The organism is Azonexus sp. MM2026_4 (assembly GCF_055901855.1).
Genome location: NZ_CM148380.1, coordinates 1,106,450 through 1,129,585, shown reverse-complemented (window position 1 = coordinate 1,129,585; position 23,136 = coordinate 1,106,450). Strand labels below are relative to the sequence as shown.

The 23,136-nt window shown below is 65.4% G+C and carries 19 protein-coding genes; 8 read left to right on the top strand and 11 right to left on the bottom strand.

What is annotated here, in order from left to right; genetic code table 11:
• Positions 1-47: 47 nt before the first annotated feature.
• The 3 genes from mnmC to lysS form a co-directional block, all read right to left on the bottom strand.
• Positions 48-1,967 (bottom strand): bifunctional tRNA (5-methylaminomethyl-2-thiouridine)(34)-methyltransferase MnmC2/FAD-dependent 5-carboxymethylaminomethyl-2-thiouridine(34) oxidoreductase MnmC1, encoded by a 1,920-nt coding sequence (mnmC, locus tag AC0KWY_RS05255; RefSeq protein WP_474028589.1) that lies wholly within the window; start codon positions 1,965-1,967, stop codon positions 48-50.
• Positions 1,967-2,479: a hypothetical protein gene (locus AC0KWY_RS05250; RefSeq protein WP_474028588.1), complete on the bottom strand. Its 513-nt coding sequence runs from the start codon at positions 2,477-2,479 to the stop codon at positions 1,967-1,969. The genes mnmC and AC0KWY_RS05250 overlap by 1 nt, the downstream gene beginning before the upstream one ends.
• A 137-nt stretch (positions 2,480-2,616) precedes the next feature.
• On the bottom strand, positions 2,617-4,110 hold the full coding sequence (lysS, locus tag AC0KWY_RS05245; protein WP_474028587.1) for a lysine--tRNA ligase: 1,494 nt from the start codon (positions 4,108-4,110) through the stop codon (positions 2,617-2,619).
• Between the two features lie 320 nt (positions 4,111-4,430).
• Here lysS and AC0KWY_RS05240 point away from each other — a divergent pair, with 320 nt between their 5' ends.
• Complete coding sequence (locus tag AC0KWY_RS05240; RefSeq protein WP_474028586.1) at positions 4,431-5,369, top strand: nucleoside recognition domain-containing protein; 939 nt, start codon at positions 4,431-4,433, stop codon at positions 5,367-5,369.
• Between the two features lie 134 nt (positions 5,370-5,503).
• Positions 5,504-6,310, top strand: coding sequence for a hypothetical protein (locus tag AC0KWY_RS05235; RefSeq protein WP_474028585.1), 807 nt, complete (start codon positions 5,504-5,506; stop codon positions 6,308-6,310).
• On the opposite strand, the gene AC0KWY_RS05230 is transcribed toward AC0KWY_RS05235, so the two are convergent.
• The 4 genes from AC0KWY_RS05230 to prfB all read right to left on the bottom strand — a co-directional run bounded on the left by AC0KWY_RS05230 (position 6,291) and on the right by prfB (position 9,627).
• Positions 6,291-6,695, bottom strand: coding sequence for a cupin domain-containing protein (locus AC0KWY_RS05230; protein WP_474028584.1), 405 nt, complete (start codon positions 6,693-6,695; stop codon positions 6,291-6,293). The genes AC0KWY_RS05235 and AC0KWY_RS05230 overlap by 20 nt on opposite strands.
• Positions 6,676-7,272 (bottom strand): DUF4276 family protein, encoded by a 597-nt coding sequence (locus AC0KWY_RS05225; RefSeq protein ID WP_474028583.1) that lies wholly within the window; start codon positions 7,270-7,272, stop codon positions 6,676-6,678. The genes AC0KWY_RS05230 and AC0KWY_RS05225 overlap by 20 nt, the downstream gene beginning before the upstream one ends.
• A complete protein-coding gene (locus tag AC0KWY_RS05220; RefSeq protein WP_474028582.1) occupies positions 7,272-8,504 on the bottom strand; it encodes an AAA family ATPase in 1,233 nt (410 codons plus the stop codon). The genes AC0KWY_RS05225 and AC0KWY_RS05220 overlap by 1 nt, the downstream gene beginning before the upstream one ends.
• 18 nt (positions 8,505-8,522) lie before the next feature.
• Positions 8,523-9,627, bottom strand: a protein-coding gene (gene prfB / locus AC0KWY_RS05215; RefSeq protein ID WP_474028581.1) for a peptide chain release factor 2 whose coding sequence is annotated in 2 segments (ribosomal slippage) — positions 8,523-9,545 and positions 9,547-9,627 — 1,104 coding nt in all. Because the reading frame shifts where the segments join, the coding sequence is not laid out codon by codon here.
• Positions 9,628-9,837: 210 nt separating this feature from the next.
• On the opposite strand from prfB, the gene AC0KWY_RS05210 reads away from it, so the two are divergent.
• Complete coding sequence (locus AC0KWY_RS05210; RefSeq protein ID WP_474028580.1) at positions 9,838-11,970, top strand: sensor domain-containing protein; 2,133 nt, start codon at positions 9,838-9,840, stop codon at positions 11,968-11,970.
• Positions 11,971-12,042: 72 nt separating this feature from the next.
• Here the strand turns inward: AC0KWY_RS05210 and AC0KWY_RS05205 are convergent, their stop codons facing one another.
• From AC0KWY_RS05205 to AC0KWY_RS05190, 4 genes are all read right to left on the bottom strand, one after another.
• Positions 12,043-13,026, bottom strand: a complete 984-nt coding sequence (locus AC0KWY_RS05205; RefSeq protein WP_474028579.1) for an alpha/beta hydrolase — start codon at positions 13,024-13,026, stop codon at positions 12,043-12,045.
• Between the two features lie 141 nt (positions 13,027-13,167).
• Positions 13,168-13,647 carry a GNAT family N-acetyltransferase gene (locus AC0KWY_RS05200; protein WP_474028578.1) on the bottom strand — a complete coding sequence of 160 codons (480 nt, stop codon included), beginning with the start codon at positions 13,645-13,647 and terminating at the stop codon, positions 13,168-13,170.
• Positions 13,634-13,867 (bottom strand): hypothetical protein, encoded by a 234-nt coding sequence (locus AC0KWY_RS05195; RefSeq protein WP_474028577.1) that lies wholly within the window; start codon positions 13,865-13,867, stop codon positions 13,634-13,636. The genes AC0KWY_RS05200 and AC0KWY_RS05195 overlap by 14 nt, the downstream gene beginning before the upstream one ends.
• A gap of 90 nt (positions 13,868-13,957) precedes the next feature.
• Positions 13,958-15,934 (bottom strand): sigma-54-dependent Fis family transcriptional regulator, encoded by a 1,977-nt coding sequence (locus AC0KWY_RS05190; protein WP_474028576.1) that lies wholly within the window; start codon positions 15,932-15,934, stop codon positions 13,958-13,960.
• Between the two features lie 360 nt (positions 15,935-16,294).
• On the opposite strand from AC0KWY_RS05190, the gene AC0KWY_RS05185 reads away from it, so the two are divergent.
• The 5 genes from AC0KWY_RS05185 to AC0KWY_RS05165 all read left to right on the top strand — a co-directional run bounded on the left by AC0KWY_RS05185 (position 16,295) and on the right by AC0KWY_RS05165 (position 23,131).
• Positions 16,295-18,439 carry a hydantoinase/oxoprolinase family protein gene (locus AC0KWY_RS05185; RefSeq protein WP_474028575.1) on the top strand — a complete coding sequence of 715 codons (2,145 nt, stop codon included), beginning with the start codon at positions 16,295-16,297 and terminating at the stop codon, positions 18,437-18,439.
• A gap of 11 nt (positions 18,440-18,450) precedes the next feature.
• Positions 18,451-20,772, top strand: a complete 2,322-nt coding sequence (locus AC0KWY_RS05180; RefSeq protein ID WP_474028574.1) for a hydantoinase B/oxoprolinase family protein — start codon at positions 18,451-18,453, stop codon at positions 20,770-20,772.
• 22 nt (positions 20,773-20,794) lie between these two features.
• Complete coding sequence (locus tag AC0KWY_RS05175; RefSeq protein WP_416692381.1) at positions 20,795-21,301, top strand: acetone carboxylase subunit gamma; 507 nt, start codon at positions 20,795-20,797, stop codon at positions 21,299-21,301.
• A 70-nt stretch (positions 21,302-21,371) separates the two neighbouring features.
• Positions 21,372-22,754, top strand: a complete 1,383-nt coding sequence (locus AC0KWY_RS05170) for a 3-oxoacid CoA-transferase (RefSeq protein WP_474028573.1) — start codon at positions 21,372-21,374, stop codon at positions 22,752-22,754.
• Complete coding sequence (locus AC0KWY_RS05165; RefSeq protein ID WP_474028572.1) at positions 22,751-23,131, top strand: carboxymuconolactone decarboxylase family protein; 381 nt, start codon at positions 22,751-22,753, stop codon at positions 23,129-23,131. The genes AC0KWY_RS05170 and AC0KWY_RS05165 overlap by 4 nt, the downstream gene beginning before the upstream one ends.
• The last annotated feature ends 5 nt before the right edge of the window (positions 23,132-23,136 follow it).

Here is a 23,136-nt window from a genome sequence, read left to right as displayed (position 1 = left end):
CCTTCGGCGGGCTGCCAATAACATCGGCAGCTAAGCTTATGCCGGTTTCACGTGCGGTCGTCGAAGCCGTCGTCTTCCTGCAGCCGGCTGGCCGGTTTGAGCAGGAAACGGCCGGGATCGACGGCGTCCACCAGGTCGTTCTCCAGCGGCAGCGGCTCGCCTTCCAGGCGTGACAGCAGCAGGTCGGCCATCAGCGCCGACCAGACGATGCCGCGCGCGCCGAAGCCCTGCACGCACCACAGGCCGGGGTGGCGGGGCAGGGCCGGCAGGCGGGGCTGGCCCTTGAGCGCGGCGAGGTCGGGCAGCGGGCCGACGATGGGCAGGCGGTCGGGCGACATCGGCCGCACGCCGCAGCGGCCGGTGAGCGTCGCCGGGTCGATGGCGGTGGCGAAGCCGGGCAGGCTGCGCTGCAGGCGGGCCAGATTTTCGGCGTGGTCGGCCGGACGCAGCGCCAGATCGGCTTCGCCCGGCTGCAGCGTGGCGCCGGTCAGGCAGATGCCGTCGATGGCCGGCATCAGGTAGCCGTGGCGGCAGACGACGTGCGGCAGCGGCGCGATGCTGGCGGCCGGCAGGTGGCTGACCTGGCCGCGGGCGCCTTTCTGCGGCTGGCCGGCGAACTGCGCAAAATGCGTGGCGCCGGCACCGGCGGCCAGGATCACCACTGGCGCGCGGGCGATCTCGCTGCCGTCGGCGGCGAGCAGGCGCCAGCCGTCGTCCGTTCTTTCCAGGCGGTCGACGGCGACGCCGTAGCGCGTGGCGATGCGCTCCGGAAAAGCCGCCAGCGCGGCGCGGCAGACCGAGGCCGGATTGACCCAGCCGCCCTGCGGGAACCACCAGCCGCCGGTTTCCACCGGTCGGCCGAGGCGTTCGGCAACGGCGTCGGCGGCGGCGAACTGGAGCAGTTCGGGCGGCAGCTGTAGGCGCTCGACGACGCGGCGCTGGGTCGCTTCATGTGCCGCGTCGCGGCCGAGATGCAGCACGCCGCACGGCGACCAGCGGGCGTCGGGCAACGTCTGCAGGAGGGCGCGGGTGGCCAGGTAGCCGGCGCGGGTCAGGCGCGACAGACGGTTGTCGTCGGCGCTGGGCAGCGGCCGCAGCACCCCGGCTATGTTGTTGGAGGCGCCGGTGGCCGGCGTCGCCGCGCTTTCGATCACTTCGACCTGCCAGCCGGCGCCGGCCAGTGCGCTGGCCGTGGCGCAGCCGGCGATGCCGGCACCGATGACGATGGCGCGTCGTTCGGTCGGCGGGCGGTGGCGGTCGGGGCGGCGCGAGCGGAAACGGCCGTGCAGCATCTGCCGCTTGCCGGCGAAGCCGGGGCGCTTTTCCAGGTCGAACTCGGCGGCTTCCAGCGCCGCCCGGACGTGGCCGGCAACCGACCAGGTGGCCAGCGTGGCGCCCGGCGCAGCGAGGCGCGACAGCGCGCGGCACAGTTCCGGCGTCCACAGTTCGGGGTTCCTGGCCGGCGAGAAGCCGTCGAGGAAAAAGGCGTCGACCGAAGCGTCGAGCTGACGCAACTGCGTCGTCGCGTCGCCGAAGAACAGGGTCAGGATGACCTGCCGGTCGTCGAGGAAAAGGCGATGCACGCCCGGCGTCAGCAGCGGCCAGCGGGCCTGCAGTTGCGCCGCCAGTTCGGCGAACTCCGGCCAGGCGCGCTGGGCGATGGCGAGGTCGGCGGCGGAGAAGGGATGCTTCTCGAAGGAAACGAAATGCAGCCGCCGGCAGCGTTGCGGGTCGGCGCGCCAGGCCTGCCAGGTGGCGAGGAAGTTCAGCCCGAGGCCGAAGCCGGTTTCGAGGATGACGCAGCGGTCGCGTCCCTGCCAGCGCTGCGGCAGTTCGTTGCCGCCGAGAAAGACGTGGCGCGCCTGCGCCGGGCCGCCGTGGGCCGAGTGATAGACATCGCCGTAGGCGCTCGACCAGGGGGTGCCGTCGTCGGCGAATTCGAGCCGGGCGGGGCGCAGCGCTTCCACTAGTGGAGCAGGCCGGGCTTCTTGTCGCCAGCCGGCATGGCCGGCGTTTCCCCGGGTGCCGCCGGCGCGTAGTCGAGGGCGAGATCCCAGGCGGCCTGATCGGCCGCCGCACGCAGCATGGCGCACAGCGCCTGCATCAGTTCGGCGTTGAGGTTCAGGTTGAAGGCGCGTTCGCGACCTTCGCGCAAAGTCAGGCGAGCCAGGCCTTCACCCGCCTCGGCCAGCGTCGCCTCACTGGCCAGCAGTGGCGTCGAACCCAGCGGATAGAGCGGGTTGTCTTCCTTGAACGGCTGCTCGAAACTCGCCTGCGCCGCCTTGGCCGGCGCCTCGGACGCCGGCCGCGGCCGGGAAGCGAGATGCCCGGCGAGCATCGCCGTCAGGTGCGGCCACAATTCGCGCAGATAGCGCCGGGTGATCCACACCCGGTATTCCTCGTTCGCCTGCGTCGCCACGCGCAGGGTCAGGCGATCCTGAACGGCGTCGCGGGCAACCTGGAGCTGGCGGATCTGCATCAGTCGATCTTGCGCAACTGTTGATCGACGCCTCCAAGGCATGAGCGAGCGCAGGCGAGACAAGGCGCAGCCGGCCGCCGCATAGCAGCGCTATGCAAGGCCGGATGCAACGCCGTATCGCCAAGCGCAGCCATGCCTTACTCGGGACGCATTTGGGGGAAGAGAATCACATCGCGGATCGCCGGGCTGTCGGTGAGCAGCATGATCAGCCGGTCGATGCCGATGCCGCAGCCGCCGGTCGGCGGCAGGCCGTACTCGAGCGCGCGGATGTAGTCGGCGTCGTAGTACATCGCTTCCTCGTCGCCGGCATCCTTGGCCTTGGCCTGTTCCTGGAAGCGGGCGGCCTGGTCTTCCGGGTCGTTCAGTTCGGAGAAACCGTTGGCGATCTCGCGGCCGACGATGAACAGCTCGAAGCGTTCGGTGATTTCCGGGTTGCTGTCGGAGGCGCGAGCCAGCGGGCTGACTTCGACCGGGTAGTCGATGATGAAGGTCGGCTCCCAGCACTGCGCTTCGGCGCAGGCTTCGAATAGCTGCAGCTGCAGGCTGCCGAGGCCGCCCGGCTTGACCTTCTCGCCGAAGGCGACGATCTTGGCCTTGAGGAACTCGGCGTCGGCCAGTTGTTCGTCGGAGAACGACGGCTGTTCGCGCTGGATCGCCTGGGTGATGGTCAAGCGGTGGAAGGGCTTGGAGAGGTCGAGTTCGCGCCCCTGGTAGATGAAGACTTCCTTGCCCAGCGCTTCGCGCGCGGCGTGGCGGATCAGGCCTTCGGTGAAGTCCATCAGCGTGTGGTAGTTCGCATACGCCTCGTAGAACTCCATCATCGTGAATTCGGGATTGTGGCGCGGGCTCAAGCCTTCGTTGCGGAAGTTGCGGTTGACCTCGAAGACCTTCTCGAAGCCGCCGACGACCAGGCGCTTCAGGTACAACTCCGGCGCGATGCGCAGGAACTGCTGCATGTCGAGCGCGTTGTGGTGGGTGACGAAGGGCTTGGCCGCGGCGCCGCCGGGGATCGGGTGCATCATCGGCGTCTCGACTTCCATGAAGCCGTGGCCGCACATGTAGTTGCGGATCGACGAGACGATCGCCGAACGGGCGCGGAAGGTGAAGCGCGTTTCCTCGTTCATGATCAGGTTGACGTAGCGCTGGCGGTACTTCATTTCCTGGTCGGCCAGGCCATGGAACTTGTCCGGCAGCGGGCGCAGCGACTTGGTCAGCAGGCGGATTTCAGTGGCGGCGATGGTCAGCTCGCCGGTCTTGGTCTTCATCAAGGTGCCGACGACGCCGAGGATGTCGCCGAGGTCCCAGCCCTTGAAGGCGGCGTAGCTTTCCTCGCCGACCTTGTCGCGCGCGACATAGACCTGGATGCGGCCGGAAACATCCTGCAGCGTGGCGAACGAGGCCTTGCCCATGACCCGCTTCAACATCATGCGGCCGGCGACCTTGACCTCGACCGGCAGGCCTTCCAGTTCCTCGGCCGATTTCTCGCCGTAGCCGTCGTGCAGCTTCTGCGCCGTGTTCTCGCGCTGGAAGTCGTTCGGGAAGGCGACCCCACCCTGGCGCAGCTCGGCCAGCTTGGCGCGGCGCTCGGCGATGATGTGGTTCTCGTCTGGTTGCTGTTCGGCGTTGGACATCGGGGAATCCTTGGGGAAATCGGGGTTTGGCGCGGTGGCGCGCGAAAGGAAGGATTTTCGCTGATTCGGGGGGGAGGGACAAGGGAAAGGGGCGCTGTTTTGTGCCGCTGACTGGCGGAGGGGCTTGGTTATTTGGGCGGCGGGCTCGGCGCCTGAGGCGGCGGGGACGGCTTTGGTTCGGAGGCGCGGAACCCAGCGGTCAAAAAACCAAAGCCGCCCGCCGGTCAACGGCGGAACCCGGCGGAGGGGAAAGCAAAGTGGCTGGCCGGTCGCCAGGGCGGAAAACAGTGCTCCACCAAGCAATGCCATAATTCCGCCCCATGGAAATCCTGATCGAAATACTTCTCAAGGCTGGCCGCTCCGCCGTCGAGCTTTCCCTGTTCATCCTGCTGCCGGTGATGGTGGTGATGCTGTCGCTGATGCGCCTGCTCGAGGCGCGCGGGGCCCTCGACTGGGTGGTGGCGAAACTGGCGCCCTTGCTGAAACCCTTCGGCCTGACCGGGCTGGGCGTGTTCGCGGCGGTGCAGATCAATTTCGTCAGCTTCGCGGCGCCGATGGCGACGCTGACCATGATGGACCAGCGCGGTGCCTCGGACCGCCACATCGCGGCGACGCTGGCGATGGTCTTCGCGATGGCGCAGGCCAACGCGGCGCTGCCGATGATGACGATGGGCCTCGATATCGGCCTGACCCTGCTGTGGTCGCTGATCGGTGGCCTGGGCGCGGCGGCGGCGACCTGGTACCTGTTCGGACGCGGCCTGTCGGCGGCTGAGGGCGTCGTCAACGAACACCTCTCGCACCCGCTGGCGGAGAGCGCCAAGGGCGTGCTCGACGTGATCAACCGGGCCGGCGCCGAGGCCTTCAAGCTGGCGGTCGGGGCGATTCCGATGCTGGTGCTGTCGCTGGTGGTGGTCACTGCGCTGCGCACTTTCGGCGCGATCGACCTGCTGACGACCTTGCTGGCGCCGCTGCTCGATGCGCTGGCGATCGATCGAGCGCTGGTGCTGCCGGCGTTGACCAAGTACCTGGCCGGCGGCACGGCGATGATGGGGGTGATGGACGAGATGCTGCGCGCCGGTCAGGTCAGCGTCGAACTCCTGAACGCCAGCGCCGGTTTCCTGATCTCGCCTTTCGATCTGCCCGGCGTTGCCGTGCTGATCTCGGCCGGGCCGCGCGTTGCCAAGGTGTGGAAGCCGGCGGCGCTCGGCGCCTGCATCGGCATTGCGCTGCGCACCCTCGGTCACGCACTTGCCGCCTGATCCGGCCGGAAGGCGAACCGCCGGGGCGGGAGATCCTGCGGGGGCGGGAATGCGCTGGCGTAGCGGATTCGATTGACCGCCAGCGATGGCTCATTGATACTTGAAAATGACATTCACATTTTTCAGGAATCGACATGACCGGAACGCATCCGCTGCTGAACAATCTTCGCGCCCTTCTCGCCGACCCCGATGTGGGCAACATGAACCAGTTCAAGGCCGACGGCTGGTTCCAGCCGCTATGGATGCCCGGACAGACGCAGGCTCATCCCAGCGGTCAGGTGGCAATTTCGTTTTCCGCTGCCGAGGTCGATGGAATCGATCGGCCGGTCCTCTTCACCTATGTCGACGAACAGCAGGCGCGCCGGCTAAACCCGGAAGATGAACTGTTGAACTATCCCCTCGCCGTTGTTGCGATGCTGGCGCACCAGCAGGAAATGGACGTCGCCGTGGTCGATGGCGAGGCCAGCGAGGCGGTGACCCACGAGCAATTGATGCTGCTGCGCGAACTCATGCAACTGGAGAACGCTCCCCAGACCCGGAACGAAGCGGCGGACAATCAATTCCTGAAACAGCTCAATGTCTATGTGAAGCGTGCGCTCGATTACTGCGAGGCCGCCAGCGATGTTCGCAGCATGCACGTGTCGGCAATCGTCCCGGGTGGTGCGCCGATGCGTGCCGGCATCCTGTTGCGGGCGAGCAACGAGACGGCGCACCGGAACGCCTTGCTGGCCTTGTTCGAGAAGATGATGCAACCGGGCGACATGCTGACCTTCATCGACCCGCTTGCAGCCGATCATCGGGTCATGGTCGATGCGCTTGAAAAACAGGCGCCGACTTACCTGCGGCAGCAGGGTGGAGGCTGGTGGGGCCAGCTGATGCGTCGTTTCGAGCGCCCCCCGGTCACGCTGCTGACGATGGAACTCACGCCGGACGAGGCGTGACCGGCGTTGCCGGGCCGGGCGTGACGCCGGTTGCACGATAGAAGACCGCCAGCCAGACCGTGACCTGGTCGCTCGGCGTCCAGTCGACGCGATGCCGGCGATGCGGGGCGATGTCGATGCAATCGCCGGCCCGCAGATGGCGGGCGTCGGCTTCGTCGGCAAAGCGCAGTTTCGCTTCGCCCTGCAACAGAACCACCCATTCGCCGTCGTCCTGGTCGTACCAGAAGCCTTCCGGGCTGGCCTGGCCGGTCGAGACGATGCGCTCTATGCGTAGTCCCGGGCGCTGCAGAATTGTCGCGAATTGCTCGTCGGCCAGCGCGGCCGACGGCAATCCGGCGAACAGGTTGGCGGTTACCTGTCCGGTTTCAGGCGGGAATTTCGGCATCGATCAGCTTGAGCAGCGCGCGTTCCAGATGGGCGAAGTCGGCCGATTTCTGGCGTAGCAGGTCGATGTCCAGGTGCGCGGCAATTTTCTGCTGATGAACGGATTCCTTGTAGGCCATGCCCTTGGGCCTTTTCTCGCTCAACCATTCCTTGGCGCCTCGTATGTGCTCCGGCTGCTCAGGGAAAACAACCTGCTTGGGGATGTCGCTGAAGACTGCCCGGGTGGCGGCTTCGTCGTGCAGGAACAGGGTTTCGAATTCCTTGACCAGGAAGGCGAAGGCGATCGGCCAGTCGGGGCGCAGTAGAGCGGCGAGTCCTACCAGGTTGGTTGCTTCCCGGTAGGGGCAATCATGGCCTTTGGCGTCGAAATCCATGATCCAGAGGATGGGCGCACGCTCTTTGATTGCTGCCAGGAAAAAGTTCTTGAAGTTCTTGGCGACTGCCGGGTATTCGCCGCGCCGCTGCGTCGGGCGGAGGATGATGTCGTAACGGTTGTGCTGCTCAAGAATCTTGCGCACCAGTATCGGGGCGGCTTTTTCGTCCCCGTGGCCTTCGACGATGAGCAGCAGCGGACGCATCAGGCGTCCTCCGGCTGTAGTCCTTCCGCCGCCATGATCTGCTCCAGGCTGAGCAGGTGTTCCTTGATCGCTTCCTGCTGGCTGGCGCGGATTTTCGCGATGCGCGTTTCGCCGTCCTGCATCGTGACGACGCGGATGTTCTCGGTCGGGAAGAGGTCGACCAGATGCGGGCTGTGGCTGGTGATCAGAATCTGGGTGCGTTCCGAACACTCGCGGAAGGCGTCGGCCAGTACGGCGAGCAGCGCCGGGTTGATGGTCTGTTCCGGCTCTTCGATGACCATCAGCGAGGGATGCGGCGTTTGGTAAAGCGCGAGCAGGATGCCGAGGATGCGCAGGGTACCGTCGGAAATTTGCGAGGGGTCAAACAGATGCGCCTCGCCGCTGGTTTCGCGCACCTTGAAGCGGGGCAGGATGAAGCCGCCGACCGCCACTGGCGAAATGTCCTCCAGTTGCGGCATGACCACCTGCATCATCTCCCGCACCTGTTCCCAGGCTTGCTTGCCGCGGCTGGTCTTCTTCATGTTGCGCAGGATGGACGCCCAGTTGGCACCGTTTTCCTTGAGGATGGGGTCAGTGTCGGGCGGGGCAGGTTGGCGCAGGGTGTTGGGGTAGATGGCGGAGAAGCGGAAGTTGAGGATGAAGTCGCGGAGTGATGTGCCGCCAAAGTAGTTGGTGGCGATCAGTCTCTCGTTGAAAAACTGCTGTCCAAATGCAAGATTTTCAGGATGGATAAGAGTTTGATTTTCAAGTTGGAAAGGCTTTCCCTCAATTTCCATGTCTGGCTTGACTTCACCTGCTGCATTGCGTTCGAAGCGCATCCGGTGATGGCCTAACTCGATCAACTTTCCTTCGGGGTCGAATATCGGCGACATTGCTTGAAGCCATTCGCAACGTTCCCGCTCCACTCTATAGTTGCCTTCCCGCAAACTGGTCAGCGTCAGTTGATAGCGGGCAGTAAAGGCTTCGTCATCATCTTCGGCAAAACCAAAATCGAACGAAACCTGGTACGGCTTCCTTGGCGAATACTGCCGAATCAGCCCAATGCCGCCTCGTGTGCTGACGGCATGGTCCAGACCCTGGACGACCGCGTCGCGCAGGAAACGCAGGGCATCGGCCAGGTTGCTCTTGCCGACCCCGTTGCAGCCCACCAGTACCGTGACCGGTTGAATATCGGTCAGCGCAATGTCTGACAGACTCTTGTAGTGGCTGATACGGAGGTCGACCAAGCGCATGGTTTTCTCCTGATGTGGTCACACGCCCTGTTTCAGGCTGGCCTCGATGAAGGTGTCGAGGTCGCCGTCGAGTACGGCCTGGGTGTTACCGGTCTCATGGTTGGTGCGCAGGTCCTTGATTCGGCTCTGGTCGAGCACGTAAGAGCGGATCTGGTGGCCCCAGCCGATGTCGGACTTGGCGTCTTCCAGCTTTTGCTGCTCCGCCTGCTGCTTGCGCAGTTCGAACTCGTAGAGGCGGGCGCGCAGCATTTGCCAGGCTTCGTCGCGGTTGCGGTGCTGCGAACGGTCGTTCTGGCACTGCACGACGATGCCGGTCGGGACGTGGGTCAGACGCACGGCGGAGTCGGTCTTGTTGATGTGCTGACCGCCAGCGCCGGAGGCGCGGTAGGTGTCGGTACGCACGTCGGCCGGGTTGATGGCGATTTCGATGGAATCATCGACTTCCGGGAAGACGAAGACCGAGGTGAAGCTGGTATGGCGGCGGGCGTTGGAGTCGAACGGCGACTTGCGCACCAGACGGTGGATGCCGGTTTCCGTGCGCAGGGTGCCGTAAGCGTAGTCGCCGCTGAACTTGACGGTGGCGCTCTTGATGCCGGCGACGTCGCCTTCCGACTCTTCCATGACCTCGACGGTAAAGCCCTTCTTTTCGCCGAACTTCAGGTACATGCGCAGCAGCATGGCGGCCCAGTCTTGCGCTTCGGTGCCGCCGGCGCCGGCCTGGATTTCCAGGAAGCAGGGCATGGGGTCGGACGGGTTGCTGAACATGCGGCGGAATTCGAGGGCGGCGAGCTTCTTTTCCAGCTCGGCGTTGTCGGCCTCGACGGCGAGCAGGGTGTCGTCGTCGCCGTCTTCCTTGCCCATGGCGAACAACTCGCGACCGTCATTGACGCCGCTGTCCACGGCTTCGAGGACGAGCACGATGTCCTCCAGCGATTTCTTTTCCTTGCCCAGTTCCTGGGCACGTTTCGGATCGTCCCAGATCTTGGGATCTTCCATCTCCTGGTTGAGGAGGGTCAGGCGTTCGCGCTTGTGATCGTAGTCAAAGATACCTCCGTAACTCGTCGGCGCGCTGCGCCAGGTCGTCGAGTTTGTTGGCGATACTGTTGAGCTGTTCGGCTTCCATGTCGATTCAATTCATTCAAATGCAAAACGCGGATTATACATTGACCGGGTAGTGTGCCCGGCGCCACTCAGCGGTGAATCGCCGCACCAAGATGGGGCGCGATTTTGTCGTTTTTCCGCTGATGAGTCGCAAATTCGCTCGAATTCGCGGATTCTGTGGCTGGCAAGTATCTTGCTTAACAGTGTTTCGGATTAACCGAGATTTACGATTGTGAACGACCAGGCATCTTCCCCCGGCTTTCTTCCCGTACTGCGCAAACGCCGCGAATCGGTCTGGAACAGGATCGACAGCGAGCGCGTCTTGCAGGTCCTGGTCCATAACCTTGAAGGCATGGTTTTCCGCTGCGCCATCGACGATCAATGGACGATGCATTTCGTCAGCGACGGTAGCCGTGAGCTGACCGGCTATTGCCCGGACGAACTGGAATACAACAAGGTGGTGTCCTACGAGGCGATCACCCATCCGGAGGATCGTCTGCCGGTGCGTCAGCGGATCGTCGAAGCGATGAACGGCGTCGCCCGTTACCGGGTGCAGTACCGGATCGTGCACCGCGACGGTTCGGAAAAATGGGTGCTCGAACGCGGCGCCATCGTCCTCGACGAGCAGGGGCGGCGGGTGCTCGAAGGTTTCGTCGAAGACATCACCGACCAGGTTCTCAGCCAGCGCCAGCTAAGCGACGCCGAGCAGCGCTACCGCAGCATCTTCGAAGATTCCGTGGTCGGCATGTTCCAGACCTCGATCGACGGCCGCTACATCGCCGCCAACCGCGCGCTGGCCCAGCTCTACGGTTACGTCGGGGCTGCCGAACTGATCGCTGGCCTGTCCGACATCGCCGGCGATCTCTATGTCGAGCCAGGGCGCCGCGACGAGTTCGAGACGCTGATGCGTGAGCATGGCCGGGTCAGCGATTTCGAATCCGAGGTCTATCGCCGCGACGGCAGTCGCATCTGGATTTCCGAGCACGCCCACGTCGTCCGCAGCCCCAGTGGCGAGCCGCTGTATTACGAAGGCACGGTCGAGGACATCACCGCCCAGTACCACTATCGCCAGCAACTGGAGTACCAGGCGACGCACGACCCGCTGACCGGCCTGCCCAACCGCAACCTGTTGCAGGACCGCCTGCAGCAGGTGGTGCGTCTGGCCAGCCGGCGCGGTACCAAGGGCAGTCTGGCCTTTGTCGATGTCGATAACTTCAAGCTGGTCAACGACAGTCTCGGCCACGGCGCCGGCGACAAGCTGCTGGTCGAAGTCGCCCGCCGGCTCAAATCCTGCCTGCGCGATTCGGATACCGTCGCCCGTTACGGCGGCGACGAGTTCGTCCTCATCCTCGGCGACTACGACGGTCTCGCCGAGACCCTGCACATCCTGCACCGCATCCAGGACGCCATCGCCGAGCCGATCACGCTGGACGGCCAGGAGGTCCGCGTCAATTGCAGCATCGGCGTCAGCATCTTTCCCGACGACGGCGTCGACCTCGACGTCCTGCTGCGCCACGCCGACGCCGCGATGCACCACGCCAAGAAGCTGGGCAAGGGGCAGTTCCAGTTCTATACCGAAACCCTCAACGTCGAGGCCCGCGAGCGCCTGGCGCTCGATTCCGCCTTGCGCCGGGCGATCGAGGAAGAGGCGCTGAGTGTCGTCTATCAGCCGAAGGTCAACGCCCGTGGCCGCGCCTGCGGTTTCGAGGCGCTGGTGCGCTGGGAGAGCGCCGAATTCGGCAGCGTCTCGCCGGTGCGCTTCATTCCGCTGGCCGAGGAAAACGGCCTGATCGGCCAGCTCACCTGGTTCGTCCTGCGCCAGGCCTGTCAGCAGGCCGCCGCCTGGCGCGCTGCCGGTCATTCGGACCTGCGCATTGCCGTCAACATCTCGCCCAGCCTGTTCCGCGAGAAGGACCTCGCGGCGCTGGTCGGTGCCGTCCTCGAGGAAGCCGGGCTGCCTGCCGCCAACCTCGAACTGGAGATTACCGAGGGCATGCTGATGGGCGACGTCCAGCGCAGCCTGGCGGTGCTCGGCGAACTGAAGGCGATGGGCGTCGATATCGCGGTGGACGACTTCGGCACCGGCTATTCCTCGCTGGCCTACCTGAAGCGTTTCCCGATCGACATCCTCAAGGTGGACCGCTCCTTCGTCCTCGAATGCGACAGCGGCAACGGCGGGCTGGCCATTACCCGCGCCATCGTCTCGCTGGCACACAGCCTCAACTTGCGCGTCGTCGCCGAAGGGGTCGAGCAGCAGACCCAGCTCGCCGTGCTCAACGCGCTCGGCTGTCAGGAATTCCAGGGTTATTACTTCGCGCGGCCGATGCCGGCCGGACAGATCGCCGCCTACCTGGCCGGGCGCTGAAAAAAATGCCGGAATCCGCGCGTTGCGCGGAGTTCCGGCAAAGGCCGGCGTAGCGGTGCGCCGGCCGGGGGTTCAGCCCTTCTTCAGGCTGAGGATGCTCGATTTGCGGTATTCCTCGCTCGGGAAGACGCGGCCGCTCACCAGGGTCTCGAAAATATGCTCGAAGACGATGCCGGGCTGGCCTTTCTTGATCCCGGAACGGAAATAGGAATGGCCCTTGGGCGGGTCGTAGAGCGTATTCACGTCGTCGCAATCGATGGCGTAGACGTTCTTCGGCGTCCGGTCCATGTCTTCCGGTCCGGAGTGGCCGAGCCGGCGCGACGCCTCGCCGTTCTTCAGGTTGGAGACCTTGCTGGCGCGCAGCGCCAGGTCGTCGGAGGCGTAATAGACGACGACGTTGCGCGAGGCATGGCTGATCAGTTCGCCTTCCTCGCCCTTGTGCAGCGACTCGTTGAGGATGTCGGCAGCGACCATGAAGGTGTTGCGGAAGAGCAGCGGCAGGCCTTGCGGCTGGTCGTAGCGTTGCCAGTTGGACAACGTCTGGCGCAGCACCCGGTTGCCCATCGAATGCGCCAGCAGGTTGATCCGCTTCAGGCAGGGGTCGTCTTCCGGGTTGTATTCGAGCGAGTTGCGCCATTCCATGAAACGCTGCATCACCCGGGCGAAGGTGAAGGCGCTCTGGTCGGCGGCCTTCTGGTCGTCCCAGTAATCCTTGATGATGCCGAGGTCGGCGTCGCACGGCCAGACCAGCGGCAGCACCAGGACTTCGCCCGGCTTCTTCCTGTCGCTCAGCTTCTGCAACTCCTCGGTTGCCGCGAAGACATCCTCGGGCAGGTTGGCGAAGCCGTGGATATACACCAGCACCTGCCGAACTTTCGCCGTTTTCAGGGCTTTCAGCAGGTTCATGCTGCCGATTTCCTCGTATTTCCCCTTCTTGTGCCGGATGCAGCAGAAGAAGCTGCGGCTCGACGAATTGTTCTGCAGGTCGAATACGAAATCCTTGTTCAGTTCGGGTTCCGTGTTGACCGTCGGCATGCGGCTGGTGATGAACAGCATGAGGCTCCTCCTGTGGGTGTCGACGTACCGCCTCCGCGGGCGATTGCCGTCAAGCTTAGTAGCTGCATGGAATATGTCAATCGGTTTTTTCGGCGCTGCGAGCGAGGAAATGCTGCCGGCGTGCCGTTGTCCGGGGCGACTTCAGAAGCGGCGCATCAGCAGTTGCCGCCCGTCAATCTCGCTGTCGCGGATCGCATCGAAACCATGGTCCTTGAAGCGGCGTGATTTGACGGCCGAGACCAGGATGCGGCCGGATTTGAAATTGCTGGTCACCCAGTCAACCCGCGCCTTGATCATCGCCCGTCCCAGTCCCTGGCCGCGTCTTTCCAGCGCCACCGCCGACAGGTAGAGGATATGGGTCCGACTCGCCCAGTCGGCTGCCTTGACACCGCCGAAGGCGAGCACTTGTCCGTCCGCTTCGGCGATGAAGAACTGGCGGTAGAACAGCGGGTCCGCTGCCTGCAACTCCCGTTGCAAGCGCTCGGTACCGTAACGCAGGGGATCGCCGAAAGCATCGACGAGCAGGGCGATGCTGGCGTCGAGCCGCGCTGGACAGCCGGTGTCCAGGGGGGCGATGCGGATCCCGGCGAGGTCGCCGGCGGCTGCGTCAGGACTCGGCAAGTTGGCGCAGGCGCCATTGGTTTTCGGCGGCGCGGCAGGCAGCCTCGCGATTGAGCGCCGTCTGTTGGCGGCCGAAGGCATCGCGCTCGCCGTGATTGCGGCGGGCGGCTTCGATGCTGCGCAGGCAGCGCCAGCGATAACCGTGGCGGGTCCGGAACAGGCGCATCTCGTTCTTGGCATGATGCACGCGGCAGCAGTAGCAAAACAGCATCTCTGTCATCACAACCTCGCGGGAAAGGTCTCGTTGCCAGATCAGCTTGCCGCTCGCGTGTTACGGCAGCGTGAAGGCTGCGTTCCTGCCAGGGGAGCTTCAGCGCGCGGCGCCTTCCTTCATCGCCGCCAGCTTGACGTACAACGTGCTGCGGGCGATGCCCAGGGCGCGCGCGGCGCGCGAGACGTTGCCGTTGGCGCGGCTGATGGCGAGCTGGATCGCTTCCTGCTCGAGTTCCTCCAGGCGTCCGGGCAAGGCGGGCAGGGTGGCGGCGGGCGGAGCGGTCAGCATGTCGGCGGCGATGTGCGGCGGCAGCAGGCTGTCGTCGATGGCTTCGCCTTCGCTCAAGGCGAACATCGCTTCGAAGACGTTCTGCAGTTCGCGGATGTTGCCTGGCCAGCGGTAGCGCAACAGGGCTTCGACGACGCCCGGCGAGAGCCGCTTCGGCGGGCAGCCGTATTTGCGGGACAGGCGTTCGTTGAGATGGGCGATCACCGCCTCGATGTCGCCCGGGCGCTCGCGCAGGGCGGGCAGTTTCAGGCTGACCACGCACAGGCGGTGGAAGAGGTCCTCGCGGAAGCGTCCGGCCTCGACTTCGGCCAGCAGGTCGCGGTTGGTGGCGGCGACGATGCGCAGCGCAACCTTGCGTTCGCGGGTGTCGCCGAGGCGGACGACGATGCCGTCCTGCAGCACGCGCAGCAGGTGCGGTTGCATGTCGAGCGGCATTTCGCCGATTTCGTCGAGGAACAGGGTGCCGCCGTCGGCCTGCTCGAACTTGCCGGGCAGGCCGCCCTTGCGCGCGCCGGTGAAGGCGCCCTCGCTGTAGCCGAAGAGTTCGCTGGCCAGCAGTTCGCGGGTCAGGGCGCCGCAATTGACGGCGACGAAGGGGCCATCCGGACGGCTGCCCGAGCGATGCACGGCACGGGCGAACAATTCCTTGCCGGCGCCGGTTTCGCCGAGCAGCAGCACCGGCAGGTCGAGCGGGGCGATGCGCCGGGCGCGGCTCTTGGCCATGCGCAGGCTCTCGCTGCTGCCGATGATTTCGGCGAAGGGATCGGCGGCCTCGGCCGTCGCCGCTTTCGGAGGGGGCGGCGCGGCCGGCCGCGCCGCGGCGCCGAGCGGGATCACCAGCAGGGTGCCGAGTTCGCCGTCCTCGTCGCGGATCAGGCGCTGCCATTCCGGGCGCAGCCAGTCCGGGCGCTGCTGCCGGCGGTCGATTTCCGGCTGCGCCAGGTTCAGCCCCGGCACCTGGCCGCCGATCTCGAAGGGCAGGCGGACGCCGTGCTGTTCGCGGGCGCCCTGCACGCTGCCGGTGGTCTTCACCACCCGGCCGCGGTGATCGAAGAGGACGACGCAGTCGCTCGCGTAGCGGGAAAAATCGTCGATCGCCCGGGCCAGCAGGCGGCCGTGCAGGAGGCCGTCGTGGCGCGCCAGTTCGCCCTCGATCTGCTTGGCGGCGGCCATCACCAGGGCCAGGGTATGGCCGTGGAAGCTTTCCTTGACGCCGGAGACGTTGACCACGCCGAGCAGGGTGCGCGCCAGCGGGTCGAGGATGGGCGCCGCGGCGCAGGTCCAGCGCTTGACGTCCATGCAGAAGTGCTCGCTGGCGTAGATCTGCACCGGGGCGGCGGTGGCGATCGCGGTACCGATGGCGTTGGTGCCGATCACCGATTCGCGCCAGCAACCGCCGGTCGCCAGGTTGATGTCCTCGCCGGCGCTACGGGCCCGGGTTTCGCCGTTGAGGTCGATGATGGTGCCGCTCTGGTCGCACAGCATGATCAGGGTGCCGCATTCGCGCAGGATGTCGCGCAAGCCGTCGAGCACCGGGCGCGCCGCCGCGCACAGGTCGCGGTTCTGCCATTGCAACTGGCGCAGGCGTTCGCTGGCCGCGCCCGGCGCGCTGCGCAGCGCCGGGTCGACGGCTTCCGAGCGGCAGCGCTGCCAGGAATCGAGGACCACGTCGCGCACGCCGCCGCCGGACCACGGCCGATCCTGCAGAAAACGTTCCCAGGCGGTGGCGACGACGTTCTCGTCGCCAATCCGGGGAACCAGTGAGCCGCATTGGGAAAAAGGCATGGGGCGTCGATCTCGTTGGCTGTTGGTTTTTGATTAGGTGAAGCGATAAACCATTGCGTAACCCTAGTCGGCTTGTCGGGATATGTCAATAAATTCCTTATGGATCAATGGCTTGTGCGGCGCAGCACAGCGCCGGAAAAGTGTCCGGATTCCGGACACCGGCGTCCGTTCGTCGTGAAAACGGACAGTGGCGGACAGTCGGCGCGGGGGCCTGGGCGGCATCAGGTTGGTACTTTCAAGCCACTGATTCGCAAACGGATTTTCGCGTGGCGGACGGCCGTGTGCAGGGCCTGGCCCGGCCCTTGCCAAGAAGCTGGCGTGGGGAAGCCCCCCATGCACACACCAAATACAGGAGGCAACATGCAACAACAATCCACCGTCCAGGTGATGGGAATCGATGCCGGCGGCACGATGACCGACACCTTCTTTGTCCGCGCCGACGGCCGTTTTGTCGTCGGCAAGGCGCAAAGCAATCCGGGCGACGAGTCGCTCGCCATCTTCAACTCGTCGCAGGACGCGCTGGCGCACTGGAACCGCAGCGTCAACGACGTCTATCCGGAACTGGCGACCTGCGTCTATTCCGGCACCGCGATGTTGAACCGCATCCTGATGCGCAAGGGGCTCGACGTCGGCCTGATCTGCAACAAGGGTTTCGAGCAGATTCACTCGATGGGCCGCGCCCTGCAGAGCTACCTCGGCTACGCGCTGGAAGATCGCATCCACCTCAATACCCACCGCTACGACGAGCCGCTGGTGCCGGTCGCGCGGACTCGCGGCGTCACCGAACGCACCGACGTGCAGGGCAAGGTGGTCATCCCGCTGCGCGAGGACGAAGTGCGCCAGGCCATCCGCGAACTGGTCGAAGCCGGCTCGCAAGCCATCGTCATCTGCCTGCTCCAGTCGCACAAGAACGAAAGCAGCGAGCAGCGCGCCCGCGACGTGGCGAGGGACGAACTGCAGAAGCTCAAGGTCGATATCCCGGTCTTCGCCTCGGTCGATTACTACCCGTCGCGCAAGGAAAGCCACCGGATGAACACCACCATCCTCGAAGCCTACGGCGCCGAACCGTCGCGCCAGACGCTGAAGAAGGTCAGCGACCGCTTCAAGAAGCACGGCGCCAAGTTTGACCTGCGGGTGATGGCCACGCACGGCGGGACGATCAGCTGGAAGGCCAAGGAGCTGGCGCGCACCATCGTCTCCGGCCCGATCGGCGGCGTCATCGGTTCCAAGCTGCTGGGCGAGGCGCTCGGCGACGAGAACATCGCCTGTTCCGACATCGGCGGCACCAGCTTCGACGTGGCGCTGATCACCAAGGGCAACTTCGCGATCAAGTCCGACCCCGACATGGCCCGCCTGGTGTTGTCGCTGCCGCTGGTCGCCATGGATTCGGTCGGCGCCGGTGCCGGCAGCTTCGTCCGCCTCGATCCGTACAGCAAGTCGATCAAGCTCGGCCCGGACTCGGCCGGTTATCGCGTCGGCACCTGCTGGCCGGAAAGCGGGCTGGATACCGTGTCGGTCTCCGACTGCCACGTCGTGCTGGGCTACCTCAACCCGGACAACTTCCTGGGCGGCGCGATCAAGCTCGACGTGCAGCGCGCCCGCGACCACATCAAGGCGCAGATTGCCGACCCGCTCGGCCTGTCGGTCGAAGACGCGGCGGCCGGCGTCATCGAACTGCTCGATCTGACGTTGTCCGAATACCTGCGCGCCAACATCAGCGCCAAGGGCTACAACCCGGCCGAGTTCACCTGCTTCTCCTACGGCGGCGCCGGCCCCGTGCATACCTACGGCTACACCGAAGGCGTCGGCTTCAAGGACGTCGTGGTTCCGGCCTGGGCCGCCGGCTTCTCGGCCTTCGGCTGTGCCTGCGCCGACTTCGAGTACCGCTACGACAAGTCGGTCAACCTCGGCGTCGCCCAGCTCGCTGCCCCCGAAACCAAGGCGGCCGCCTGCCGGACGCTGCAGGAAGCCTGGGGCGAACTGGCGGTCAAGGTGATCGACGAGTTCGTGTTGAACGGCTACAAGCCCGCGGACGTCATCCTGATCCCCGGCTACAAGATGCAGTACATGGGCCAGTTGAACGACCTGGAAATCGTCTCGCCGGTGACCAGCGCCGCTACCGCCGCCGACTGGGACCAGATCGTCGATGCCTTCGAGACCACCTACGGTCGCGTATATGCCAACAGCGCGCGCTCGCCGGAACTCGGCTTCTCGATCACCGGCGCCATCCTGCGCGGCATGGTCGTCACGCAAAAGCCGGTGCTGCCGGAAGACCCCGACGCCGGCCCGACGCCGCCCAAGGAAGCCTACCTCGGCACGCGCCCGTTCTACCGCCACAAGCGCTGGGTCGATGCTGCGCTGTGGAAGATGGAAAGCCTGAAGGCCGGCAACCACATCGTCGGCCCCGCGATCATCGAATCCGACGCCACCACCTTCGTCGTGCCGGATGGTTTCGAGACCACGGTGGACAAGCATCGGCTGTTCCACCTCAAGGAAGTGAAATAAGGAGATCCACCATGAACATGATGAGCAAAAAGGAAATCGGTTTCGCCGACCTGCTGCAGAACGGCCAGACCCTGAAGCAGTACCGCGACGGCATCATCGAGCGGACCAAGGCCAGCGGCTGCTACAACGGCCTGGAAAAGCTGGAATTCCGCGACAGCGACCCGATCGGCTATGAAAAGCTGTTCTCCAAGCTGCGCGGCGGCCTGGTGCATGCCCGCGAAACCGCCAAGAAGATCGCCGCCAGCCCCATCGTCGAGCAGGAAGGCGAACTCTGCTTCACGCTCTACAACGCGGCCGGTGACTGCGTGCTGACCTCGACCGGGATCATCATCCACGTCGGCACCATGGGCGCGGCGATCAAATACATGATCGAGAACAACTGGGAAGCCAACCCCGGCATCAACCCGGGCGACATGTTCACCACCAACGACTGCGCCATCGGCAACGTCCACCCCTGCGACATCGCCACCATCGTGCCGATCTTCTGGGACGGCCGGCTGATCGGCTGGGTCGGCGGCGTCACCCACGTCATCGACACCGGCTCGGTGACGCCGGGTTCGATGTCCACCGGCCAGACCCAGCGCTTCGGCGACGGCTACATGATCACCTGCCGCAAGACCGGCATCAACGACGAGCCGCTGCGCGACTGGCTGCACGAATCGCAACGCTCGGTACGCACGCCGAAGTACTGGATTCTCGACGAGAAGACCCGCATCGCCGGCTGCCACATGATCCGCGAACTGGTCGAGGAAGTGATCCGCGCCGACGGCATCGAGGCCTACGAGAAGTTCGCCTTCGAAGTCATCGAGGAAGGCCGCCGCGGCCTGATGAGCCGGATCAAGGCGATGACCCTGCCTGGCAAGTACCGCAAGGTCTCGTTCGTCGATGTGCCGTACAAGCACGACGATGTGCAGGTCTCCAACGCCTTCGCCAAGCTCGACTCGATCATGCACTCGCCGTGCGAGATGACGATCAAACCGGACGGCAAGTGGCGGCTCGACTTCGAGGGCGCCAGCCGCTGGGGCTGGCATACCTTCAACGCCCACCAGGTCGCCTTCACCTCCGGCATCTGGGTGATGATGTGCCAGACCCTGGTCCCGACCCAGCGCATCAACGACGGCGCCTACTACGCCACCGAGTTCCGCCTGCCCAAGGGCACCTGGTGCAACCCGGACGACCGCCGCACCGGCCACGCCTATGCCTGGCACTTCCTGGTCTCCGGCTGGGCGGCGCTGTGGCGCGGTTTGAGCCAGTCCTACTTCAGCCGGGGTTACCTGGAAGAGGTCAATGCCGGCAACGCCAACACCTCGAACTGGCTGCAGGGCGGCGGCATCAACCAGGACGGCGAGATCCACGCGGTGAACAGCTTCGAGGCTTCGAGCTGCGGCACCGGCGCCTGCGCCGTCAAGGACGGCCTGAACCACGCCGCCGCGATCTGGAACCCGGAAGGCGACATGGGCGACATCGAGATCTGGGAAATGGCCGAGCCGCTCCTTTACCTCGGCCGCAACGTCAAGGCCAACTCCGGCGGCTACGGCAAGTATCGCGGCGGCTGCGGCTTCGAGACGCTGCGCATGGTGTGGAACGCCCAGGACTGGACGATGTTCTTCATGGGCAACGGCTTCATGAACAGCGACTGGGGCATGATGGGCGGCTATCCGTCGGCCACCGGCTACCGTTTTGAGGCGCACAAGACCGGGCTGGAAAACCGCATCGCCATCGGCGACTCGTTGCCGCTGGGCGCCGACCTCGACCCGTCCAACCCGGACTACGAGCGCCATCTCGACGCCACCGCCACGGTCAAGCGCGACAAGCAGTGCATCACCACCGAGGACTGCTACGCCAACCACGATCTCTACCTCAACTACCTGCGCGGCGGCCCCGGCTTCGGTGACCCGATCGATCGCGAGCCGAAGGCGATCGAGGCCGACCTCAACCAGAAGTTCCTGCTCCCCGAGTACGCCCAGAAGGTCTATGGCGCGGTGTTCAGCGAAGACAACGGCGTGTTCACCGTCGATGTCGTCAAGACCGCCGAACGGCGTACCCAGATCCGCAAGGAACGCCTGGCCCGCGCCCTGCCGACCCGCGAATGGATGAAGGCGGAACGCGAGCGCATCCTCAACAAGCACGCCTCGACCCAGGTCAAGCACATGTTCGCCACCAGCTTCGCGCTGTCCGAGAAGTTCACCAAGCAGTTCAAGGACTTCTGGCATCTGCCGGCCGACTGGCAACTGCTCGAGGACGAGCTGGACGTGCCGACCTACGGTTCCAAGCACCGCATGGACCTGTCGCTGCTGCCGGACGTCACCACCGTCGTCCAGGTCGAAGAGTAATCACCGAATCAAGGAGTCAGAAATGTCTACATACACCAACGAACAGGTCGCCCACCTCGTCGAGGGCACGCTGGACTGGGAAACCACCTTCCGCATGCTGTCGATGCCCAAGGACCACGGTCGCTTCGAGCAATACCTGGCGGCGCTGCAGGCCAAGGTCGATTTCCCGGACCGCATCATCCTGCCGCTCGGCCCGCACCTCTACATCGTGCAGCAGGTCCAGACCAAGAAGTGGGTGACCCAGTGCGACTGCGGCCATGTCTTCGGCGACTACCGCGAAAACTGGAAGCTCAACGCCCTGGTCTACGTGCGCCGCACCGAGGAGGCGATGACCGAGGTCTATCCCAAGCTGATGGCCCCGGACACCGAATGGCAGGTGTACCGCGAGTACTACTGCCCGCAATGCGGCGCCATGCACGACGTCGAGGCGCCGACCCCGTGGTACCCGGTGATCCATGACTTCGAGCCGGATATCGAAGCCTTCTACAAGGAATGGATGCACCTGCCGGTGCCGGAACGCGCCGACTAAGCGGCGCTGCCCCGGGGGCGGGTGATGGCCGCCCCTGGGGCTTTTTCGACGATTTCGGAGCAGCAACGCAATGAGCAAAGTCTATGAAAATGCCGCCGTCGCCCTCGACGGGCTGCTGTTCGACGGCATGACCCTGGCCGCCGGCGGCTTCGGCCTGTGCGGCATCCCGGAGAACCTGATCGGCGCGCTGCGCGAATCGGGGACCCGCAACCTGACCATCGTCGGCAACAACGCCGGCGTCGACGACTTCGGCATGGGGCCGCTGTTGAAGACGCGGCAGGTCAAGAAGGTGATCGCCTCGTATGTCGGCGAGAACAAGGAATTCGAACGCCAGGTGCTGGCCGGCGAGCTGGACCTGGAACTGGTGCCGCAAGGCACGCTGGCCGAGCGCCTGCGCGCCGGCGGCGCCGGCATCCCCGGCTTCTACACCCGGACGGCGGCCGGCACGCTGCTCGCCGAAGGCAAGGAGACGCGCCGCTTCGACGGCCGCGAGTACGTGCTGGAACCGGCGATCCGCGCCGACCTCGCCATCGTCAAGGCATGGAAGGGCGACCGCGACGGCAACCTGGTCTTTCGCAAGACGGCTCGCAACTTCAACCCGATGATCGCCACCTGCGGCCGCCTGACCGTGGCCGAGGTCGAGGAACTGGTCGAACCGGGCGAACTCGATCCCGACCACATCCATACGCCAGGCATCTACGTCGACCGCATCGTCCAGGGCGAGCGCTATGAGAAACGCATCGAGTTCCGCACCGTCGCCGGCGCCGCCGCGCCGGCCCGCGCCGACCCGGTACGCGACGCGATGGCCCGGCGGGCGGCGCGCGAACTGCGCGACGGTTACTACGTCAATCTCGGCATCGGCATCCCGACCCTGGTCGCCAACCACATCCCGGCCGGCATGCGCGTCACCCTGCAATCGGAGAACGGCCTGCTCGGCATCGGTCCCTTTCCGTCGCCCGATGCCATCGATGCCGACCTGATCAACGCCGGCAAGCAGACCATCAGCAGCCTGCCGGGCAGCAGCTTCTTTTCCAGCGCCGACTCCTTCGCGATGATCCGCGGCGGCCATATCGACCTCTCGATCCTCGGCGCGCTCGAAGTCTCGCAGTACGGCGATCTCGCCAACTGGATGGTGCCGGGCAAGATGGTCAAGGGACCGGGCGGCGCTATGGACCTGGTTTCCGGGGTCGGCCGCGTGATTGTGCTGATGGAGCACTGCGCCAGGGACGGTTCGCCGAAGATCCTGGCGCAATGCACGCTACCGCTGACCGGGCGCGGCGTCGTCAACATGATCATCACCGACCTCGCCGTGTTCGCCGTCGGCGACGATGGTTTGACCCTGCTCGAACTGCAGCCCGGCGCGACGCTCGCCGAGGTGCGCGACAAGACGGCCTGTCCGTTCGCCGTCGCGCCCGGGGTGTCCGAACTGGCGCCGGAGGAGGCTGCGGCATGATCGATCCGGACTATCGGCGCGGTCTCGCCATCCGCCGCCAGGTGATGGGGGCCGCCCATGTCGATCGGGCGCTCGGCGAAGTCAGCGACTTCGCCGCCCCGCTGCAGGAGTTCATCACCCGCAGCGCCTGGGGCGGCATCTGGAGCCGGCCGGGGCTCGACCTGAAAAGCCGCAGCCTGATCACCCTGGCCTTCCTCACCGCGCAGGGCCGCAGCCACGAACTGGCCGGCCACCTGCACGGCGCCCGCAACAACGGCGCCAGCACCGAGGAAATCCGCGAAGTCCTGCTGCAGGCCGTCGTCTATTGCGGCGTGCCGCTCGCCGCCGAAGCGCTGCGCGTGGCGGAAAGCGTGCTGCTGGCCGGTGAGGCGGGGTAGGGGCG

Bases quoted from the DNA above. Each gene is read 5' to 3' on its own strand.
- AC0KWY_RS05250 (WP_474028588.1), bottom strand. From the start codon at position 2,479: ATGCAGATCCGCCAGCTCCAGGTTGCCCGCGACGCCGTTCAGGATCGC.
- lysS (WP_474028587.1), bottom strand. From the start codon at position 4,110: ATGTCCAACGCCGAACAGCAACCAGACGAGAACCACATCATCGCCGAG.
- AC0KWY_RS05240 (WP_474028586.1), top strand. From the start codon at position 4,431: ATGGAAATCCTGATCGAAATACTTCTCAAGGCTGGCCGCTCCGCCGTC.
- AC0KWY_RS05235 (WP_474028585.1), top strand. From the start codon at position 5,504: ATGACCGGAACGCATCCGCTGCTGAACAATCTTCGCGCCCTTCTCGCC.
- AC0KWY_RS05230 (WP_474028584.1), bottom strand. From the start codon at position 6,695: ATGCCGAAATTCCCGCCTGAAACCGGACAGGTAACCGCCAACCTGTTC.
- AC0KWY_RS05225 (WP_474028583.1), bottom strand. From the start codon at position 7,272: ATGCGTCCGCTGCTGCTCATCGTCGAAGGCCACGGGGACGAAAAAGCC.
- AC0KWY_RS05220 (WP_474028582.1), bottom strand. From the start codon at position 8,504: ATGCGCTTGGTCGACCTCCGTATCAGCCACTACAAGAGTCTGTCAGAC.
- AC0KWY_RS05205 (WP_474028579.1), bottom strand. From the start codon at position 13,026: ATGCTGTTCATCACCAGCCGCATGCCGACGGTCAACACGGAACCCGAA.
- AC0KWY_RS05195 (WP_474028577.1), bottom strand. From the start codon at position 13,867: ATGACAGAGATGCTGTTTTGCTACTGCTGCCGCGTGCATCATGCCAAG.
- AC0KWY_RS05190 (WP_474028576.1), bottom strand. From the start codon at position 15,934: ATGCCTTTTTCCCAATGCGGCTCACTGGTTCCCCGGATTGGCGACGAG.
- AC0KWY_RS05185 (WP_474028575.1), top strand. From the start codon at position 16,295: ATGCAACAACAATCCACCGTCCAGGTGATGGGAATCGATGCCGGCGGC.
- AC0KWY_RS05180 (WP_474028574.1), top strand. From the start codon at position 18,451: ATGAACATGATGAGCAAAAAGGAAATCGGTTTCGCCGACCTGCTGCAG.
- AC0KWY_RS05175 (WP_416692381.1), top strand. From the start codon at position 20,795: ATGTCTACATACACCAACGAACAGGTCGCCCACCTCGTCGAGGGCACG.
- AC0KWY_RS05170 (WP_474028573.1), top strand. From the start codon at position 21,372: ATGAGCAAAGTCTATGAAAATGCCGCCGTCGCCCTCGACGGGCTGCTG.
- AC0KWY_RS05165 (WP_474028572.1), top strand. From the start codon at position 22,751: ATGATCGATCCGGACTATCGGCGCGGTCTCGCCATCCGCCGCCAGGTG.